The following is a 17,671-nucleotide window of genomic DNA, read 5'->3' on the forward strand; positions in this document are numbered from 1 at the left end:
TCGAGGAGCATCAGCGGGTTGGTGGGATCAGTCCTGCTTGAGGGCGTGGAGGGCGGACAGGGGGCCGCCGAGCTGGATTAGGCGTCCTCCCTCGCGCAGCGTTCCGAGGTCGACGGGGGCGAAGCCGAACTCGGAGGTCAGGTTTGTCACGGTGTTCTTGGCATCGGCGTCGTCGCCGGCGAGGAACAGCACTTGCCGCCCTGCCTCGTGGCGGGGATCGGGTGCGATGAACTGCGCGTAGAGGGCGTTGAACGCCTTGACCACGCGTGCGCCGGGAAGCAGGGAGGTTACGTATTCGCTCCCGGTGAGGTCGCCCAGATCGGCGATCTCCGGGGTCGGGTACAGGGAGGCGAACTGGTTGGTGGTGTCGATGACGACGGTCTTGTCCAGGCGGGGGAGCCCGGCGACGGCGCCAGGGATCTGCGGCCAGGGAACCGCGAGCACGACGAGGTCCGCGACGGCGGCCTCCGCAGGGGTTGCGGCCGTCGCGAGCGCGCCGAGGTCCTTGACCAGCGGGGCCAGGGAGACAGGTCCTCGGCTGTTGCTGAGCACGACCTCGTGGCCGTGACGGATCGCATGCCGGGCGATGGCCTGCGCGACTTCTCCAGCTCCGAGCATTCCGATCTTCATCGCCCCGCCCCCTGTGCGGAGCCGGCCGCCCGCAGTGTGGTGAGCAGGACGGTCCCGCTCTTGGCGGGGCGACGGGCGTGCTCGACGGCCGCGTTGAAGTCGGCGAGATCGTAGCTGGCCGCGACTTCGAGCAGGTCCGGCCTGCGCTGCGCCAGATCTTGGGCGAAGGCGACATCCTCAGCCCGCTCCCTGGGGGTGCGGCTCATCCAGTGCAGTATCGACACTCCCCGCACCGTCAGCTCCCGCGCGATGAGAGGCAGCGCCTCGAGCGGTGTCGTGCCGGAACTCAGATGTCCGTAGGAGATCAGAGTGCCACCGTCGGCGAGTAGTTCGGCGAGGTGCTGTGTCATGGCACCGCCGACACAGTCGAGGACCACATCGACGCCCCGCTCGCCGGCATGGCGGCGGACTTGTTGCTGCCAGTCGTCATCGCATGTCGCGATCACGGGCTGGGAGGGGTATGAGGTTCCCACCTTCTCGGCACCGGAGGTGCTGCGCACGAGGTTGATCAACCGCAGGTCGTGCCTGGCCGCGGCCGCGCTGACCAACCTGCCGATCGACGAACCGGCGGCAGTCTGAAGGACCGGACCCGTCTGCCCGCGCAGGGCCTTCTCCACCGCGCGGTACAGCATGCGAACCGTCAGCGGGTTGACCAGCATCAGGGCTGCGGTCTCGTCGCTGACTCCGTCCGGCACCGGCACCGCCAGATCGGCTGGGACCACGACGAAGTCGCTCCACGTTCCCGGCGCCGGGAAAACCGCCACCCGCTGCCCCAGGAGCGGTGCGCGGACGTTTGCTCCGACGCTCTTGACGACGCCCATCCCCTCCACTCCGGGAGTCCGAGCCCCCCACTGCTGTTCCGGCTGCCCCGGTAGACCCTCCACGTCGATCAGGTCCCCTGGATGGATGGGCCGGACCAGCATGCGGACCAGAACCTCTCCGACGCCGGGACTCGGCCGGTGGCGTTCCTCCCTCAGCGTCAGTACCTGTGCGGCGTCCCCTTGCCGCGTGTGCTCCACGGTGCGCATAGGTGCCTCCATCTCTTCTTTGATGATGGTCATCATTAAAAATAATGATGAGGGGTAACCTTGAAAACGTCAAACACTGCCGACACAGGAGGGCGGCCATGCCGCGGATCACCAGGGAAGACAAGGCCAGGAACCGGCAGAACATCGTCGAGGCGGCCGGGCGCATGTTCCGCTCGCAGGGTGTCGATGCCGTAGGGATCGCTGAACTGATGAAGGAAGCGGGCCTGACCCACGGCGGCTTCTACAACCATTTCGCGTCCAAAGGTGATCTGGCCGCCGAGGCATGCAGTGCCTCGTTCCAGGCCTCTTTGGGCTCCCTGGACCACATCCTCGGGGAAGGCACCGATCTCACCGGCCCACCGCTGAAGCGAGTGGTGGACAGCTATCTTTCGGCTGCCCACCGCGACGCCCTGGACGGCGGCTGTCCCTCCGCGTCCCTGGTCGCCGACGCTGGACGGCACAGCGACACGGTTCAGGGCGCCTACGCAGCCGGCGTGGAGGGGTATCTCACCGGCTTCGCCGAGGAGTTCGCCCGCGAGCACGAAGGGGAGATCACCTCACAGGAGGCGCGGGAGCGCGCGGTGCTGCTGCTCAGCCGACTCGTAGGGGCGATGGCTCTCGCCCGCGCAGTGAGCCACGTCCAGCCCGAACTGTCCGACGAGATTCTGCGGACCTGTCGCGCCCACGCTCTCGACTGACGGCTTCGCGTCGTCCAGCCCTGCGTACGAATTCCAGCTTTGGGTCAGCCTGGTTGATCGGAGGCGTACCGGGCGAGCGCGGTCTCAACCGCCTGCTCGACGGCGTAGCGGATGTCAGAGGCTGAGGGGTCCCAGTCGGTCAGCAGCATGCGGGGCCACAGGACGTAGTTGGCGATCATCCCGAGGAACTGGTTGGCGGCGCTCTCGGCGTCCGGGACGTCGGCGTTACCGGCCTCGTGCTCCGACTCGAGGTAGTGCTGGACCGAGGTGAAGTAGGGCAGCTTGCCGAGCTGGAACTGCATCCGCCCCAGTTCGGGGAAGCGGGGCAGCTCGGCGATGACGATGCGGAACAGGGCTGTCATGCCGGGCCGGCCGATCAGGTCGGCGTAGCGATGGCCGATGGAGGTCAGGCCGGAACGCAGGTCTCCGGCCCGAGGCGGTGCGACGGCGCCTCCGGCGTCGCGCTGCCAGGACTCGGTGACGATGGCCTCGAAAAGGGCTGCCTTGGTGGGGAACTGCTTGAACAGGGTGGACTTCGAGACTGCCGCCCCTTCGGCAATGCGGGCGAGGGAAGTGCCGTCGTAACCGCGGTTGAGGAAAAGGTCCGTGGCTGCGGAGATGATCGCCTCACGCTTTTGCTGGGCGAGGCGGCGGTGATGTGTGGAGAGCTCTGCTGCCATGCGTGCAGTATGCCCTAACCCCGAGGCGAGTCACTTGACTCGCCTCCTTTGGTCTGCCTACAGTGCGATGAAAGACGAGTCACTCGACTCGCATCTGATTGTGGCGCCCGCGTCTCTCGGGTGCCGTGCAATGAGGGAGCAGCAGCTGATGACAGTCGACAGGATCGCTTTGGTGACCGGTGCGAATCGTGGCCTGGGTCGGAGTACGGCTCTTGCCCTGGCGGCTCGCGGAGTGCGGGTCGTGGTCACCCATCGCGGTGATGCGGCCGGGGCCGAGGAGACGACGCAGCAAGTGCACGCTGCGGGCGGGACTGCCGCTGTCATGCGTCTCGACATCAGCGACGTCTCCTCTTTCGGGGCCTTCACTTCCGAGTTGAGCGGACTGCTCGAGCGGTGGGGGGTTTCGCGGCTCGATATCGTGGTCAACAACGCGGGGGTGGGTGTCTTCGGCCCGCTGGAAGCGGTCACGGCCGACGACTTCGACACGGTGTTCGGCACGAACGTGCGGGGCACGTTCTTCCTCATTCAGTCGCTTGTGCCGTTGCTAGCGCAGGGTGCCCGCGTCATCAACGTCTCGTCGTCGTTGACTCGCCACACCAGTCCCGCGACCTCGGTCTACTCCGCCTCGAAGGCCGCCGTTGAGGCCCTGAGCCGCACTCTGGCCGCAGAACTCGGCCCCCGCGGCATCCGAGTCAACTCCATTGCCCCGGGGCCGACCGCCACCGACTTCAACGGCGGTGCCATGCGTGATGACGCCCAGATGCGCCAGGGTCTCGCCGGGCAGACCGCCCTCGGCCGCGTCGGCGAACCCGAGGAGATCGGCGACGCCATCGCCACGTTGGCGTCGGAGGGCCTGCGCTGGATGACCGCCCAGCGCATCGAGGTCTCCGGCGGCGCCCTCCTCTGATCGACCCGGCGAGCCTGTCCCGGGTCGCGCCGGATTCATTCCGCCCGGTCTCGTCCTTGTCCAGCTCTGGGGCACCCGGGTCGCGCAGTGGGCGCCGGGCGCCGGCTTGTGGCGGGACTCCTCTACAGTGAGCTGCCGGTTCATCTGCCGACGGTCCACCGGGTCGACGACTCGCAGCAGGTGCTCGGTCTTCGCGATCCGGCCGTACTCCGCGAACGCCGCCCCGCAGGATGACGTCGCTGTCGCGCTGGCGGCGAGTCTGCTCGTGGACACCTGCACCCTGTCCCATCGCGCGGCCCAGGCATGGGTGACGACTCTGCCGCTCGGGTTGGACTTGGCCCGGGTGCAGCGGACCTTCGACACCACTGCCCTCGCCACGGCATTCCCTTTCGACCCACCGCAGCTCCCTGCCGCCGATCCCGCCCAGGCCAACCGGCCCCAGGGCGCCTGTACGGCCGCGACGCCGCCTCCGGGTTGTGTTCGTGGACCGGCTTGGTTCTGAGGCCCACGACCACAACCGCGTCGTTCTGGTGCTCCGGTGCGGGCAAGTCGTATCTGGTGAAAACTGAGATTTGCGGGCCCTGTATCGCGGGATCGCGCCGCGACCTCGCAAGCGATCACCGTATGCTGATTTCGCGGCTGCGCTACCGCAACCTTGATGTGCTCGTCACGCATACGCCTCGCTAGGCAGGACCCAGTAGATCCCACCGGTTGCCGGCAATGTCCAAAAAGACCGCGACACAGCCATACGGCTCGGACCGCGGTTGCGTCATGAATTCGACGCCCGCTGCGACCAACCGGGCATATTCTGACTGAAAGTCATCGACCCGCAGGAAGAATCCCACGCGACCGGCAACCTGGCTACCGATTACAGCTGCCTGCCGTTCACCATCCGCCCGCGCCAGCAGAATCCCGGTTTGCGCACCCGGCGGGCGAACCACCACCCACCGTTTGGGTCTGCCGTCGTCGGTCAGCGACGGCACGTCCTCGATCAGTTCGAACCCCAACACCGAGACGAAGAACTCGATCGCCGGGTCATACTCCTCGACCACGATCGCTACCAGCTCCAGATGCACCATCTGGGCATAGGAAGCCCGACCCATCAGCATGCTGATCCAGTGGTGGCGTGGCAATAGCCCACCTCTACGTCAGGCGCCAGGATCTTTGCTCTGTGGCACTCTGGTGGCGTGGGCGAGCGTGAACAGGTCGGGCATGGTGGGGGAACCGATGCGATCCTCGAGAGGATTGCGATCAGCACGGTGGATGCCGTCGGAACAGAGGTTCCCCCCGGCCAAGGGAATGGGGTTCGACCAGCAGCGCATCCCAAGTCTCGGCTTGTCCGGGTGCTCGTCTGCTCCTCGCTGTTCATCGCTGCTTTGTTGCTGGTCCTCCTGTGTGTAGGAGTGGCCTGGTTCGGGTTCTTGATTTTTCTCTTCTAGTTGTCTGCGACGCCGTCGAACGCTCGCCTCGATCAGGCACGCTCATCGAGATGGGCGGACGTTCGGTGCATGGCCGACCTGCCTTGGCGACCCCGAACGCACCTTCGATGCGAAGGACGGCATTGCGGGGGTTGGCCCCCCCGGGAACCGAGGCACTGTCATCGGCCCATCGGAACGATGCCGATCGCAGTTCGCCGAGGCAGAGCGTGTGCGAGCAGCCGGGCAGGATTGGCGTGTCAAGAGATAGACCGGAGGGAGTCTGGCAACCTCCTGGCCAGGCGATGTCACACTTCGGTTGGCTGCTCCGTCGCCTCTGTGAACGCCGAGATCGCGATGAAGGAGTGGATCATGGTGGAGCGAAAGAAGGTTGCGGTTGCGGGGGCGACCGGTCGGCTGGGGCGGCACGTGGTGGATGTGCTGGTCGAGCGTGGGCATGAGGTTGTCGCGTTCTCCCGGGCCAACGGTGTCGACATCGAGAGTGGTGCTGGCCTCGATGAGGGTTTGTCCGGGGTCGACATCGTTATCGACGCGTCGAGTACCCCTTCGGCCGATCAACGGGTGGCTACGGAGTTCTTCACCGCTTCCGCGCGGAACCTGCACGCGGCGGGAGAACGTGCCGGGGTCGAGCGGCTGGTCGTGGTGTCCATCATCGGGATCGACGGTTCGCTCGCCGGGTACAACGCCGCCAAGCTCGCGCACGAGCAGGAATTGCTCAAAGGAGCGCTGCCGGTGCGGACTCTGCGTGCGGCGCAGTTCCATGAACTCGTCGAGGTGATGGTCGGGTGGGGCACCCAGGGCGATGTTGCTTACGTCCAGGGCATGCGCACCCAGTTGGTTGCCGCGCGGACTGTTGCCGAAGCGTTGGTCGACTTGGCCACGAATCCGATTGCCGCCGAGGATATTCCGTTCCCCGAGATCGCGGGTCCGCAGCCGGAAACGATGGCTTCTGCCGCTGCGGCGTTGGTAGCTGCTCGTGGCGAGGCCCTGCAGATCATCGAGACCTCCGATGATGCCAACCCCGACCGCGAGCAATTCGAAAACGGCACGCTGTTGCCGTCCCCGCACGCGACACTGGCCGGTCCGTCCTTCGCGGAGTGGGTAGCTGCGACGGTAGCCGCCGCCCACTGACGTTATCGGCCCGGGTCATGGCGGCTTTCCCGGTGAAGTCAGGGACAGGTACTGCCGTAAACGGCGGTTTGTGATGCAGTCGCGGTCGCTCGCACCGCCTGGAGCTGCCTCGGTTGGAATGCGCCGTCGTCGAACTGTGCTGTGAGCCAGGCGGGTCGGGGTGATCCGGCTATGAACAATCTGGTTGGACCATTCGGCACAACCCAGATCCTCGCGTTCCTCACCGAACTGACCATCACCAAGGCAGCTGAAGACCCGGCGGCAGTCCCGCTGCCGTGGCGGTCGGCCGAGCGTGAACAGGTGCTACGGGAATCGGCGCATCTGGCGCGGCGTCTTCTCACCGCTACGAACGCTATCGCCATCGATCTCAACACCCCTGTGCGGATGTTGGGCGCCGCAGGCAGACGGCTCTTATGGTGAGACAGGCTCGCGCTGGCCGAGCCGTGATGACGGAGGGGACGATCAGTGAACATGGAGCTCGTAGCGATCACGTTGGACTGCGCCGAACCGCTGGCACTGGCCGAATTCTATCGCCTTGCTACCGGTTTCGAACTGCACCCCGAATCCGGTAGTGACTTCGCCGGCCTCACTCGTGCTGACGGGCTGTTCCTAGGCTTTCAACGAGTCGACGATTACCGGGCACCACAGTGGCCTGCACAGAGTGTGCCTCAGCAGCTCCACCTGGACTTCAAAGTCGACGATCTCGACCGCGCGGCGTCCCATCTGCAGGCGCTGGGAGCAACTGTGCCGGAATACCAGCCAGCGGGCGCAAGGGCTCGTGTGGTTATCGACCCTAGTGGGCACCCGTTCTGCCTGACTCTCGACTGAGGTCTCGCACGGCCCCTGCCCTATCGCCCTGCTCATCGACAGCAGCGCGCGTTTGTGACCGCGCGATAGGCGGCATTTCCGTGCGTTTACGCCAGATGCGGAGTCAGGATTGCCGCGCCTGCACGTACAGCGGCCCAGTCGGTGTCGCCTTGTCGGGCCAATGCCCGCGGCAACCACGCCCGGCGCTGAGCCTGTTCCCGAATCAGCGCAGAGATATCGAGCTCTATCCCCGGGACGGGGGCGGCGAGGGCCAGGTGGTCCACACGCTCCTGCATGGCTTGCAGCAGTCGGTGGTCGAAATCGGTGACAGCGGCGAGGAATTCCTTTGTGCTGATGGTCCTCACGCCCGATAGCGGTGCGGAGAAGGTGATCTCACCGTCGGGGTCGGGTGTGAACTGCCACGCCACGGTGACCGTGTCTTCGGGGCGCAGAGTGCGCCACCACCGAAAGGCGGGCCCGAATCGCAGGTACGAGGTGTCGATCCAGCGCAGGCTGTACGCCTCGGAGGCGGCTTCGATCGCTGGATCTTCGAGGAGATCTGGATCGCCGGTGTGAACCCATTCCTCGGCGCCAGCGGCGAAGAACCTCGCCAAATCATCGGGCACCGGCTCGAGGGCCGAGGGCAGAACGGCGAGCAGGTCCTCCCACAGCCGCACCAGGTAATAGTCCACCCACGACGTGACGGCAGCGCGACCATCGCCGATCGAGTCCGTGGTCGGCTCTGCATATCTCAGCAGCTCGACACCATCAACCTCGAGGCAGTACCTCCCCTGGGTGAGCCCGAACCAATGCAGGCGGCGATGCTCTCCCCACGGAACAACCTCCTCGAGGGGCGCCAACTCGAACCGGACACACATCATGCCCCGATTCAACTGGCCACCCCGCGCGCTGTCGACACATATTCGTTGGGTGGGCGGGTCGATCGCCCCGCACGGCGTACTGGATGTTTACTGACCACTTGCGCTGCGTGGGGATCGAACACCACGCGTTGTCATCGGTGTGGGCGGTGTTGGTGGGTGACCGCATGCTGTGGACACCATTGCTCGAGGTGGAGCAGTCCCTGCCCGTTGCCGGTGCGGAGCGTGAAAGTCACCAGCGCGAGCCATGTCCCGTCCGAAACCCGCGCCCACGCGTGCAGGAGCCCTGCGGTGGTGTCGGTCAAGCGCAGACCGCCCTGGCGCACCCGAAGGGGTACCGCGTCGACCCGGAAATGGGTCGGTCGGGTGGTGATGGCCGCGGCGAGGTCCACGGTGACCGGTTGCGGTGGATCCACCACCATCCGCATCGGTGGGGTGAACTGCTCGGGCCAGGAATCGAACACCGACGACGTCATCGCTGCTCCGGTCGGTAGTTCTGGCAACCCATCGGCGACCGAGGATGCAACCGGCGAGAGCAACCGGACACAACCTCGTGGCGCAATCGGGCCCGCAGTTGGGCATCCAGGCGCGCGGTGATGGCCTCGACCTGGGCGGGATGCACCACCACACCGAACGCGGTCGCGTCGAGCACTTGTCGGCGGAGCGCGGCCAACGCGGCCGCGGTCCGGTCCAGTCGCGACGTCTGTGCCATGTCAGGCACCCTACAGCTATTCGAACATATATTCGACTCCCGTTATTCGGGTGTGACGGTGCGGCGGGCGATGCCGAGGCAAACCAGCAGGTCGCTGATGCGGTACTGGGTTTCCCACACGGCTGGATCGTCGGGATCGAGCTCGGCGTCGAGCAAGGCCTGTCGATCGATCGAGTCTCTTCCCATACTCAGCATCGACGCACCAGGCCGGTGTGTGGTTCCACCGGTGACGGAGGTGTCCGCTGGTGTCCGGTCGGTGTCTGCCTGCGCGGCGCGTATCGGAGTTTGCGGACCACGTTCGCCCTCGGCGGGGTTCGGGTGCGGTTGGGGTGCGTGTCCGTGCAGGTCAGGCGCAGGTAGGCGTTTACGCTCGGGAGTTGTCAGGCACGTTCTCGAGGTGTGGAACGAGGTAGTCATGGCAGGCAAGTTCGAACTGTTCACCGACGCTGCGGGCAAAGTCCGGTGGAGGCTCAAGGCAGGCAACGGCGAAGTGATCGCCCAAAGTCAGGGCTATGCGAGCAAAGACGCGGCGAAGAAGGGGGTCGCCTCGGTGCAGAGCAACGCGGCCGGGGCCACGATCGTCGACCTCACCGAGGCCGCGACGTAGTCTGCGCAAGGACTGAGCCCTGACCGGATGTCGGTCAGGGCTCAGTCGTTTCCGGGGATAGGCGAGGTGGTTCGGCGGCTGGGTTGGGAAGCGGCCGTGGTGCCGTCAGGACGCGCGGGCGAGGTGTCCGTCGATGCCGAGCCGGGCGAGTTCGGCGACGAGCGGGGCGTAGTCGGGGCGGGCGACGAGCCAGGTGGTGAAGGTCGGCCATTCCCAGCCGCGGTAGCGGGCGATGTCGCGGGATCGGAGGGTGCGGGTGTATTCGACCGAGGCATGGGCGAAGCCGAGGGCCGCTTGGACCTGTTGTGGTTTCAGAGAACTGGCGAAGACCCGCAGTTCGAAGGTGTCTTCGGGGAAGACGTTGATCGCTTGCTGTCGGCCGAACCCGTGGTGACTGCCGTGGGCGAATTCTCGGCATCGTCGGCGGGCGGCGGGAGTGAACTGCGCCCAGGTGGAGTTTCGGCGGGCCAGGGCGATGACCTCGGGTTGGTTGCGGTGGATGAATTTCATCCACCGGTAGATGTGGGCGGGGGAGTCGAACCCGTCGCGGGATAGGTGGATGTGGATGCCGACCTCGTCGTCGGTGTGGCATCCGAGCAGCCGTAACCGGGGCAGCATCGACCAGGGGAACTCGGTGATCGCGTAGTGGTAGGTCATGGGGTGGGTGACCAGTTCGAACCCGCATGTGATCGACCCGTCCTGTTTCAAGTAGGCCAGATCGCCGATCGCGGTGACGGCGGTGTCGACGGCATCGGTGAAACCGTCTGAGGTGGCCCTGATTTCGAGTTCCAGACCCAGGTAGAGGGGTCCGTCGCCGTGGAAGACGGGGGTGGGTTTGTAGAAGTAGTCGTGGATCGCGGGGTGTTCTGTTCGGCATTCCGAGCACCGATCGTTGCCGATGGGGACGAGGGTGACGCAGTCGTCGCATTCGCGGTAGTCGTTTTCGCATCGCTCGCAGACTTCGGCGCCGCCGTCGACGGTGTAGGAGTGCGCGGCGCGCTCGAGGCAATCACCGCATCGCAGGTAGTCCTGGGCACAGCTCGCGCAGACGTCGTGACCGCCGGCGATCTGGTCGAGGTCGCGGAACAAACCGTGGCAGTCCGGGCAACGAGACCACCCGGCCCTGCAGTCGGCACAGAGTTGATCCCCGTCCTCGGTGCTGATGAGGTCGCTGCTCGGGGAGCCGCATTCGTCGCATGCCGACAGCTCGGCACCGCAGGAAGAACACCAGCGGTCGCCCTCGGCGCTGTTGATGCGGTCGGCGTGCAGTGTCGGTGCACGGCACTGGTCGCAGACGGTTTCGGCGAGAACCAGGGTGGGCATGGGGGTGTTTCCTTCCGTGGAAACGGCACCGAGCCCGCACCCGTGGTGGGTGCGGGCTCGGTGCCGGTGAGGAAGCAGGTGGTGAGGACGGCCCCTCGAGTCGGGGCCGAAGTGGAAGGTGTTGTGGGTATCCACAGGCCTATCCACAACATGTGGAAAGGTGGTCGGTGCTGCCCGCGTTGGTCGCTGCGCGAACGGACCGCCGTCCGGGGTGCCGTGGGCCGCCGAGAAGACCGGCGGACCGCAGTTATTCGAACTGGGCAGTATCGCCTCCGAGACGGGGAGGAGTTCTACGTCAGGGCCGGTCCCGCATGTGAACGGAGGAAGTAGCTGTGACGAGGTCGACTGACATCATCGATTACGACGGTGGCGCCTTCTACCTGCTCGACGATCAATTGAGCGACCAGACCGACACGATCCCCGCGATCGCGGACGGTCGACTTCGTCCCGGCATCGGTGCACTAGCGATCAAGACAATCCAGGACCGCAGCCGAGGGAACCTTGCGCGAGTCACCGTCGAAGTGGGCGATGGGCAATTCCCGTCCGAGCCGACGGATGCCGAGTTCGTTGAAGAGACCAGCTACCTCACCGAGCTCGGCGGCGAGCGTATCGGCGACTGCTATTTCGCAGAGTGCCGCGGCGAACTCAGCGGCACGCTCACCCCTGCGGGCCCCGCTCGGATACACGTGCGGCTCTACCAAATCCCAGGTCCACACAAGCCGTACCACGCGAGCGCACCGGGATATGAGTCACAGATGGTTCCGGTCAACGAGCACCTCCTGCTTCACCTGTGGTCAGAGCCGAGTTCCTGACGACCAACGGCGCCAACAGCTGGATTGGCACGGCGCGGGAAATGATGAATGAGGGGGATCCTCGGAAGGCGTCCACGAACTGGCTGTTACGCCAGTTCGGAGTTGCGTCGAATGTGGCATTCAGCGCGACTCCGCCCAGTTGACGGCTTATGTGTTCGTACCGTTACGTTCGCCGAGAACCGTTGCCTGCCACAGCGTTCGGGCGGCGATGCTCGCGGCGAGCAGGTCCATCGGTTGCGTGTCGTCGGAACCGGGGGCAGGGTCGCGGACTTTGCGTAGGCGCCGGATCGGTACTCCGCGCAGCGCGATGCCGGTGGCTTCGGGCCCGGATTCATCTGCTGGGACGGTGATGATGCGGTAGTCCTTGGACCGGGTCCATGCTTCGTACCAGGCTTCGGCAGGTTTGCCCTCCCGGCCCGGAGCCGGGTCCTCGGAGGGCGCCCAGTATCGGCACCGGCACAACGGGTCACCGCAGCGGGTGAGTGGGTTGTTGCCGGTGGGGTTGTAGCGTTGCATGGTGCCGGCGAGCATGACGCAGGCTTGTCGGCTGTACCAGCTGCATTCGGGGTGCAGTCCGGGCTCGACGGCCACGCCGCGCAGGTAGTCGGCGGGGGGATCATCAACACCAGGCTCGCATCGAGGGATTCGCCGCAGACCTGGCATCGCCTGTTGTGCAACACGTCTGCGAGACGATGGGGATCGATCCGCCCCCACACCGGGCGAGCGCGGTCGCGGTGGGCGAGTGTGATGTAAGGGACTACGAGCCCTGACGAGATCGGTGCTTTCGCCAGGCGCGCGGGGATCGGAACACGCTCGGGCGTGGGTGGTCGGGAGGTGGGGGAGTCGGGCAAGGAGGCCTCGGATCTGGTGGTTCGATATCGGGTGCGGTGTCCTCGGCCGGGCATCGGGGGGCGACGAGGACGACGGTAATCGTTTGGTCGGGGGCGAAGGGTGTCTGCACGTGCAGGTGGATCAGCGACACCAGGGAGGTGGTGGTCGGGGTGCCGGTGTTCCAGGGCTCGTAGAGGTTCTCGTCGGGGTCGGGGATCTGGGCTTGCAGCCAGTCGGTGAGTTCTCCGACGTGGGTGATCACGATGTCCAGCGTTTGCCGGTGTGTGGGTCGTGGTCGTAGACGGGCACCACGGTGGGTGCGCCGAGGGCGTGCTTGGTGACCGAGGTCGGCAGCACGGCTTCTTCACCGCTGGCGGCCCACCAGCCGGGTGCGATCACCCACCGGTCCTCGGTGAGGTGGGCGGGCACCAGCCGCCAACTGATCCCGGTCTTGGCGATGCCGAACGGGTCGGCACCCCAGCGGGTTTCGCGGGTGCCGTCAGTGGTGATGGTGTCGATCGCGGTGGCGTGTTCGATGCGCACCAACGCCATCACCGGCAAGTGATCGGCGATGATCTCGGTGTGGGGGAACACTGCAATCGGGGTTCCCGCGGCGGGGGTGTCGGCGAATGCGGCGTGCCAGCCGATGACCAACACCTCCCGAGCAGGGCGCGGGATCGGGTGTAGGCGCGCGGTCCAGCGTGATGGCTCGGCCGCTCCGAGCATGGTGGTGTTCACAGTAGCCCCTGGTCGCCGTCGGTGGTGGGTCGCTGGTGTTGTACGGATTCGATGAACCGCAACGGCACGATTACCTGTTCACCGGCATCGGTGGTCAGGTTGGCGTGGCGGGCGCCGACGGTGTCTACGCTCAACTGCGGCATCAGGTGCCCACCGCGGGTGCGGAGGGTGACGGGCAGGTTGTTGTGGAGGGCCTGGTGGAGTGCGGCCACCACCATGGTCGACTCGGTCGAACCGGTCACCGGGTCGGCGACAGGGCTGAGGCCACGCAACTGGTTCAGGGCGGCGCGCATCCTGTGGCGCAAGGGCGGAACGGTCAGTGGATAGGTCATCGGGTGTGTCCTCTCCAAGAGGGCTCCAGACGGAGCAGGAAAGAGATGGGTGTCAGGCGGTTTCGAGCGCCATGAGGTCGGCGTAGCGGTCGGCCTCGTCAGGGCAGGTGCAGCGGCAGCGTGGGTAGGGTTTCAGGCACGCTTCGCAGAAGCCGCAGTACGGGCAGTGCGGGCCGTCGGGGTTGTCGTACTCTGCCCCGCAGTTGTCGCAGAACCCGTCGCCGAACTCGTAGTCGTAGAAGGCGCCGGCCGGGTATCGGCCCAGCTCGTAGTTGTGGTTCGAATACCACGAGCCCTCGCGCCAGTGCCCGCGGTGTTCGTTGAAGATGTAGGCGGGGTGTTTGTAGGCGGGGTCGACGGTGAGGATGGCGGCCTTGTCGGTACCCAGCCACCGTTCGAACCGCTCGCGTCCGGCCCAGGAATCCAGCGACCCGAACGGGTTGTGGGGCAGGAAGTCCTCGGCGGCGATGCGGGTATCGGAGCGGTCGTCGCCTTTGAGGGGGTGGACGTGTTCGGGCAGGATCCCGTTGTGGGCCAGCACGCTGCGTTTGTCCCCGCCGATGGCGAACGGGTGACAGTTGGCGGTGGTGTGGTCACCGTGGGTGGCGAAGCGGGAATGGAACAACGCCGGCCCGTCCGGGAATGATGTTCGGGCTTGGGCGAATTCGGTGATCGTGGTCTGGGGGTCCAGGCCGTGGCCGACGATGAGCCGGTCCCCGGCGTGCACGGCCCACCCGTGCCCGTGCGGGTTCGCGACCGCGCCGGCGGCGAGGGCTTCGTAGTCGGCGACGATGCCGGGTTTGATGACGGTCAGGATGCACATGCAAGGTCCTCCTGGATTCCGGTGGACGCGCCCTGCGGGGTTCCGGTCAGCGCGGCGAGTTCTGCGGTGAGCGCGGCGTATTGCGGTCGCGCTGCCACCCAGTCGGTGAAGGTGGCCCAGTCCCAGCCCTGGCCGACGACGACGTCGTGAGCGCGCAAGGTGCGCGTGTATTCGACTGAGGCGTGGGCGAAACCGAGTGCGGCTTGCACCTCGCGACGCTTCAGTGAGCTGGCGAAGACCCGCAGCTCGAAGGTGTGCGCGGGTCGGGCGTTGATGGCGTGATAGCGGCCCCACCCTTGTCCGCCGTGCGCGAGGTCCTTGGCCATGGCGCGGATCTCGGGGTCGAAACTGGCCCATTGCGAATACTGGCGCCGCGCCAGGGCGGTGACGTCGTCTTCGTTGCGGTAAACGAGTTTGAGCCACCGGTAGATGTGGGCGGGCGAGTCGAACCCGGCCCGCGACACATGGACGTGGATGCCGACCTCGTCGTCGGTGTGGCAACCCAGCAACCGCAGCCGCGTCAACAGCGCCCAGGGGAACTCGCTGATCGCGTAGTCGAAGCTCATCGGGTGGGTGACCAGTTCGAATCCGCAGCTGATCGATCCGTCGTGTTTGAGGTATCCCAACCCGTCGAGCTGGTTGTTCGCGGTCACGACCGAGTCCTCATAGCCGTGCACGGTGGTGCGGAGTTCGAGTTCCATGCCCAGAAACAGCGGCCCTTGCCCGTGAAAGACCGGGTGCGGAGTGAAGTCGGAGTCGTGGACACGGGAATCGTCGGGCTGGGCGCAGTCGTGGCAGTAGTAGTCACGACCGCGGACCAGGGTGCGACAGCTGCGGCACTGGGTGTAGTCGTCGCGGCAGTCCTCACACACCGAACGATCACCGTCGACGGTGTAGGAGTCGGCGGTGCGCAGATCGCAGTCGTCGCAGGCGGTGTAGGACTCGGCGCAGGACTCGCATACGTCACTGCCGGAGAGGACCGCCACGATGTAGGGCGCGTAGCGCTCGCAGTCCTCACACACGGTGCAGGGGGCTCGGCAACCAGCACACCAGTAGTCGTCCGCGGTGGTCAGCGCGGTATCGCGGGCGGGGAGATCGCACCTCTCGCACAGATCGAGGAAAGCGACACAGCCGGAGCAGAGTTGCTCGTTCTCGGCAGTCTCGACCAACTCCGCAGTCGGGCGGCGGGCTGAACAGGCTTCGCATTCGGCGAGGTCCACCAGGACATCGGTGGGCATGGAACTCCTTCTCTGAAGACGACGAAAGCCCGCACCAACGGGTGCAGGCTCAGGAGAAAGCGCTGGTGAATTGCGGGCGCAGCCGACTCGTCAGGGACTCGGGGCCCTCGGCGGTTTCGCCGCTGGCAACGCGAGTGGCCACTTGGAGGCACGGTGTTGAGGGCCGCTGGGGCGGGGTCGGCGGCATTCACAGTGCGGGAACCGGTTTCCGCAGGCGAAGCACCACCCGCACGTGGTGCAGTAGCGGCCGACCCGGTACTCGTCGACGGTCTCACAGCTGCGGCACACCGAACGGCGCCGCGTGACGTACCGCAGCGACCAGGGCAGATAGCTGCGGTTGGAGTACCAGAGCCCGTTGTCCCACAACCCTTTCGACTCGTTGAGCAGATACACCTGCTGGTCGAAGGCGGGGTCGACGGTGAGGATGAGCAGCTTGGATGACCCCAGCCAGGATTCGAGCCCACGAAATCCCTTGTGGGTGTCGATCGACCCGAACGGCTGGCGTGGGAGGTAGTCCTCGGCGGCGATGCGGGTGTCGGATCGCCAGTCATACGGGCCCGGGTGCACCCGTTTGGGCAGGACACCGTTGTGCGCCAACACGGTTCGTTTGTCGCGACCGAGGGGGAAGGGGTGGCAGTTGTCGACGGTGCGGATGCCGTGGGTGGCGTAGCGGGAATGAAACAACGCCGGACCCCGCGGATGCTGGGCACGGACCCGGGCGAACAGGTCGATCACTTCCTCGGCGTTCATGCCGTGCCCGGTCACAATCGTGGGCCCGGCGATGACGGCGAACCCGTGCCCGTGCGGATTCGCGTCGGCGCCGTGACGCAACGCGGCCGGGTCCGGGGCGACGGAGGCGGGGATGAAGGTCAAGAGGCACACAGCACGCCCTCCTGTTCGTCGATCTGTTCGGCAAGGTGGGCGAGTTCAGCGACCAGCGGCGCGTATTCGAGGCGGTGGGTCAGCCAGTCGGTGAACTGCTCCCAGTTCCAGCCGCCTGCGTGGATCTGGGCGACGGTGAGGTCGGCGGTGTAGGCGATGGAGGCCTCGGTGAACGCCAACGCCGCCTGCACCTGGCCGGGATCGAGAGTGCTGGCGAAGACCCGCAGCTCGAGGGTGTCGCGTGGGTGGGGGTTGATCGCCTGGTATCGAGGTAAACCCACCGCGTGGCGGGCGCCTTTGGCCAGGTCCTTGACCCGCGAGCGGGTGTCGGGCTCGAACGGGGCGTAGCGGCTGGTGCGTCGCGCCAACCGCGAGACCTGGTCGGAGTTGCGGTAGACCAGCTTCATCCACCGGAAAATGTGTGCGGGCCCGGTGAACCCGGCGCGGGAAGCGTGCACGTGCAGCCCGACACCGGCGCCGGTCTCGCAGCCCAACCGGGCGAGCTGGTGCAGGACCTGCCAGGGGAACCCGGTGAGGGCGTACTGGTAGGTCATCGGGTGGCACACGATCTCGAAACCCATGGGCCGGATCGAGGAATCCCGCTTGAGATAGCCGAGCGACCCGAGTGCGTCTGTTGCGGTCGCGATCGCGTCGTCGAAACGGCGTTCGGGTACAACGACTTCCAGTTCCAGCCCGAGGAACAGCGGGCCGGTGCCGTGGAAGATCGGGTCGGGCCGGTAGGTGTAGTTCCACAACGTGTGCCGGTCAGCGCACCGATCACACCCGCACCGCCCCGCCAGCAGGGTGCCGCAGTCCTGGCACGCCCGCAGCTGCCGGGCGCACTCCGGGCAGGTGCGGTGGTTGCCGACGACGTAGCGGCTGTGGCGGGTGAACCTTTCACACCGGAAGCACTGGTCGAACAACTGGTGCGCGCAGATCCCGCAGACGAAACCATCGGTATCGGTGCGCAGACCGGTGAACGACACCTCCGTACACGACGCACACGGGTTCAATCCGGTCGCACAGTCCGAACACAGCCGTCGCCCGACGGCGGTGTCGGTGAGGGCGAGCGAACGCACGCCGCAGCGGTAACACTGCGTGCACGTCCGGGCGCATGCGTGGCAGACGATTCCGCCGTCGATCGACAGACGAGTACCGGGTTCGCGGGATCGGCAGAC

General features: G+C 66.3%; 25 protein-coding genes. 8 read left to right on the top strand and 17 right to left on the bottom strand.

The window, feature by feature from the left end; all coding sequences use genetic code 11:
* Nucleotides 1-27 precede the first annotated feature (27 nt).
* The gene (locus tag ACWEVR_RS09780) at nucleotides 28-630 is read right to left on the bottom strand and encodes an NADPH-dependent F420 reductase (protein WP_452466565.1); all 603 of its coding nucleotides are present in this window, start codon (nucleotides 628-630) and stop codon (nucleotides 28-30) included.
* Nucleotides 627-1,691, bottom strand: coding sequence for a zinc-binding dehydrogenase (locus tag ACWEVR_RS09785; protein ID WP_452466566.1), 1,065 nt, complete (start codon nucleotides 1,689-1,691; stop codon nucleotides 627-629). Before ACWEVR_RS09785 ends, ACWEVR_RS09780 begins: the two co-directional genes overlap by 4 nt.
* Nucleotides 1,692-1,756: 65 nt before the next feature.
* Between ACWEVR_RS09785 and ACWEVR_RS09790 the strand changes: the two genes are divergently transcribed.
* Entirely contained in the window at nucleotides 1,757-2,356 is a 600-nt protein-coding gene (locus ACWEVR_RS09790; protein ID WP_452466567.1) for a TetR/AcrR family transcriptional regulator, read from the top strand.
* Nucleotides 2,357-2,400: 44 nt separating this feature from the next.
* Here ACWEVR_RS09790 and ACWEVR_RS09795 read toward each other — a convergent pair whose 3' ends face one another.
* Nucleotides 2,401-3,036, bottom strand: a complete 636-nt coding sequence (locus ACWEVR_RS09795; protein ID WP_452466568.1) for a TetR/AcrR family transcriptional regulator — start codon at nucleotides 3,034-3,036, stop codon at nucleotides 2,401-2,403.
* Between the two features lie 148 nt (nucleotides 3,037-3,184).
* Between ACWEVR_RS09795 and ACWEVR_RS09800 the strand changes: the two genes are divergently transcribed.
* Nucleotides 3,185-3,943, top strand: coding sequence for an SDR family NAD(P)-dependent oxidoreductase (locus ACWEVR_RS09800; protein WP_452466569.1), 759 nt, complete (start codon nucleotides 3,185-3,187; stop codon nucleotides 3,941-3,943).
* 683 nt (nucleotides 3,944-4,626) lie between these two features.
* Here ACWEVR_RS09800 and ACWEVR_RS09805 read toward each other — a convergent pair.
* Complete coding sequence (locus tag ACWEVR_RS09805; RefSeq protein WP_452466570.1) at nucleotides 4,627-5,022, bottom strand: VOC family protein; 396 nt, start codon at nucleotides 5,020-5,022, stop codon at nucleotides 4,627-4,629.
* A 108-nt stretch (nucleotides 5,023-5,130) separates the two neighbouring features.
* Between ACWEVR_RS09805 and ACWEVR_RS09810 the strand changes: the two genes are divergently transcribed.
* The 4 genes from ACWEVR_RS09810 (at nucleotide 5,131) to ACWEVR_RS09825 (ending at nucleotide 7,338) form a co-directional block, all read left to right on the top strand.
* Nucleotides 5,131-5,382, top strand: a complete 252-nt coding sequence (locus ACWEVR_RS09810) for a hypothetical protein (protein WP_452466571.1) — start codon at nucleotides 5,131-5,133, stop codon at nucleotides 5,380-5,382.
* Nucleotides 5,383-5,610: 228 nt separating this feature from the next.
* Nucleotides 5,611-6,510 (top strand): SDR family oxidoreductase, encoded by a 900-nt coding sequence (locus tag ACWEVR_RS09815; protein ID WP_452466572.1) that lies wholly within the window; start codon nucleotides 5,611-5,613, stop codon nucleotides 6,508-6,510.
* A 171-nt stretch (nucleotides 6,511-6,681) separates the two neighbouring features.
* Entirely contained in the window at nucleotides 6,682-6,930 is a 249-nt protein-coding gene (locus ACWEVR_RS09820; protein ID WP_452466573.1) for a hypothetical protein, read from the top strand.
* 51 nt (nucleotides 6,931-6,981) lie between these two features.
* Nucleotides 6,982-7,338 (top strand): VOC family protein, encoded by a 357-nt coding sequence (locus tag ACWEVR_RS09825; RefSeq protein WP_452467017.1) that lies wholly within the window; start codon nucleotides 6,982-6,984, stop codon nucleotides 7,336-7,338.
* Between the two features lie 86 nt (nucleotides 7,339-7,424).
* On the opposite strand, the gene ACWEVR_RS09830 is transcribed toward ACWEVR_RS09825, so the two are convergent.
* From ACWEVR_RS09830 to ACWEVR_RS09845, 4 genes are all read right to left on the bottom strand, one after another.
* Nucleotides 7,425-8,198, bottom strand: a complete 774-nt coding sequence (locus ACWEVR_RS09830; protein WP_452466574.1) for a DUF5984 family protein — start codon at nucleotides 8,196-8,198, stop codon at nucleotides 7,425-7,427.
* A gap of 131 nt (nucleotides 8,199-8,329) precedes the next feature.
* The gene (locus tag ACWEVR_RS09835) at nucleotides 8,330-8,671 is read right to left on the bottom strand and encodes a hypothetical protein (protein WP_452466575.1); all 342 of its coding nucleotides are present in this window, start codon (nucleotides 8,669-8,671) and stop codon (nucleotides 8,330-8,332) included.
* Nucleotides 8,668-8,907: a DUF6374 family protein gene (locus ACWEVR_RS09840; RefSeq protein ID WP_452466576.1), complete on the bottom strand. Its 240-nt coding sequence runs from the start codon at nucleotides 8,905-8,907 to the stop codon at nucleotides 8,668-8,670. The genes ACWEVR_RS09835 and ACWEVR_RS09840 overlap by 4 nt, the downstream gene beginning before the upstream one ends.
* A gap of 42 nt (nucleotides 8,908-8,949) precedes the next feature.
* The gene (locus ACWEVR_RS09845; protein WP_452466577.1) at nucleotides 8,950-9,093 is read right to left on the bottom strand and encodes a hypothetical protein; all 144 of its coding nucleotides are present in this window, start codon (nucleotides 9,091-9,093) and stop codon (nucleotides 8,950-8,952) included.
* A gap of 229 nt (nucleotides 9,094-9,322) precedes the next feature.
* On the opposite strand from ACWEVR_RS09845, the gene ACWEVR_RS09850 reads away from it, so the two are divergent.
* Complete coding sequence (locus ACWEVR_RS09850; protein ID WP_452466578.1) at nucleotides 9,323-9,514, top strand: YegP family protein; 192 nt, start codon at nucleotides 9,323-9,325, stop codon at nucleotides 9,512-9,514.
* 105 nt (nucleotides 9,515-9,619) lie between these two features.
* Here the strand turns inward: ACWEVR_RS09850 and ACWEVR_RS09855 are convergent, their stop codons facing one another.
* On the bottom strand, nucleotides 9,620-10,837 hold the full coding sequence (locus ACWEVR_RS09855; protein ID WP_452466579.1) for a hypothetical protein: 1,218 nt from the start codon (nucleotides 10,835-10,837) through the stop codon (nucleotides 9,620-9,622).
* 332 nt (nucleotides 10,838-11,169) lie between these two features.
* Between ACWEVR_RS09855 and ACWEVR_RS09860 the strand changes: the two genes are divergently transcribed.
* Nucleotides 11,170-11,649 carry a hypothetical protein gene (locus tag ACWEVR_RS09860; protein WP_452466580.1) on the top strand — a complete coding sequence of 160 codons (480 nt, stop codon included), beginning with the start codon at nucleotides 11,170-11,172 and terminating at the stop codon, nucleotides 11,647-11,649.
* A gap of 147 nt (nucleotides 11,650-11,796) precedes the next feature.
* On the opposite strand, the gene ACWEVR_RS09865 is transcribed toward ACWEVR_RS09860, so the two are convergent.
* The 8 genes from ACWEVR_RS09865 to ACWEVR_RS09900 form a co-directional block, all read right to left on the bottom strand.
* Nucleotides 11,797-12,240 carry a hypothetical protein gene (locus ACWEVR_RS09865; protein ID WP_452466581.1) on the bottom strand — a complete coding sequence of 148 codons (444 nt, stop codon included), beginning with the start codon at nucleotides 12,238-12,240 and terminating at the stop codon, nucleotides 11,797-11,799.
* Nucleotides 12,241-12,406: 166 nt separating this feature from the next.
* Nucleotides 12,407-12,742, bottom strand: a complete 336-nt coding sequence (locus tag ACWEVR_RS09870) for a hypothetical protein (RefSeq protein ID WP_452466582.1) — start codon at nucleotides 12,740-12,742, stop codon at nucleotides 12,407-12,409.
* The gene (locus ACWEVR_RS09875; protein WP_452466583.1) at nucleotides 12,739-13,218 is read right to left on the bottom strand and encodes a hypothetical protein; all 480 of its coding nucleotides are present in this window, start codon (nucleotides 13,216-13,218) and stop codon (nucleotides 12,739-12,741) included. Before ACWEVR_RS09875 ends, ACWEVR_RS09870 begins: the two co-directional genes overlap by 4 nt.
* A complete protein-coding gene (locus ACWEVR_RS09880) occupies nucleotides 13,215-13,550 on the bottom strand; it encodes a hypothetical protein (RefSeq protein WP_452466584.1) in 336 nt (111 codons plus the stop codon). The genes ACWEVR_RS09875 and ACWEVR_RS09880 overlap by 4 nt, the downstream gene beginning before the upstream one ends.
* Before the next feature lie 52 nt (nucleotides 13,551-13,602).
* Nucleotides 13,603-14,373, bottom strand: a complete 771-nt coding sequence (locus tag ACWEVR_RS09885; protein ID WP_452466585.1) for a class II glutamine amidotransferase — start codon at nucleotides 14,371-14,373, stop codon at nucleotides 13,603-13,605.
* Nucleotides 14,361-15,611 carry an amidoligase family protein gene (locus tag ACWEVR_RS09890; protein ID WP_452466586.1) on the bottom strand — a complete coding sequence of 417 codons (1,251 nt, stop codon included), beginning with the start codon at nucleotides 15,609-15,611 and terminating at the stop codon, nucleotides 14,361-14,363. The genes ACWEVR_RS09885 and ACWEVR_RS09890 overlap by 13 nt, the downstream gene beginning before the upstream one ends.
* A gap of 90 nt (nucleotides 15,612-15,701) precedes the next feature.
* A complete protein-coding gene (locus ACWEVR_RS09895; RefSeq protein WP_452466587.1) occupies nucleotides 15,702-16,493 on the bottom strand; it encodes a hypothetical protein in 792 nt (263 codons plus the stop codon).
* A complete protein-coding gene (locus tag ACWEVR_RS09900; protein ID WP_452466588.1) occupies nucleotides 16,481-17,572 on the bottom strand; it encodes a hypothetical protein in 1,092 nt (363 codons plus the stop codon). The genes ACWEVR_RS09895 and ACWEVR_RS09900 overlap by 13 nt, the downstream gene beginning before the upstream one ends.
* Nucleotides 17,573-17,671: the final 99 nt, after the last annotated feature.

This window comes from Nocardia sp. NPDC003979 (genome assembly GCF_053605015.1).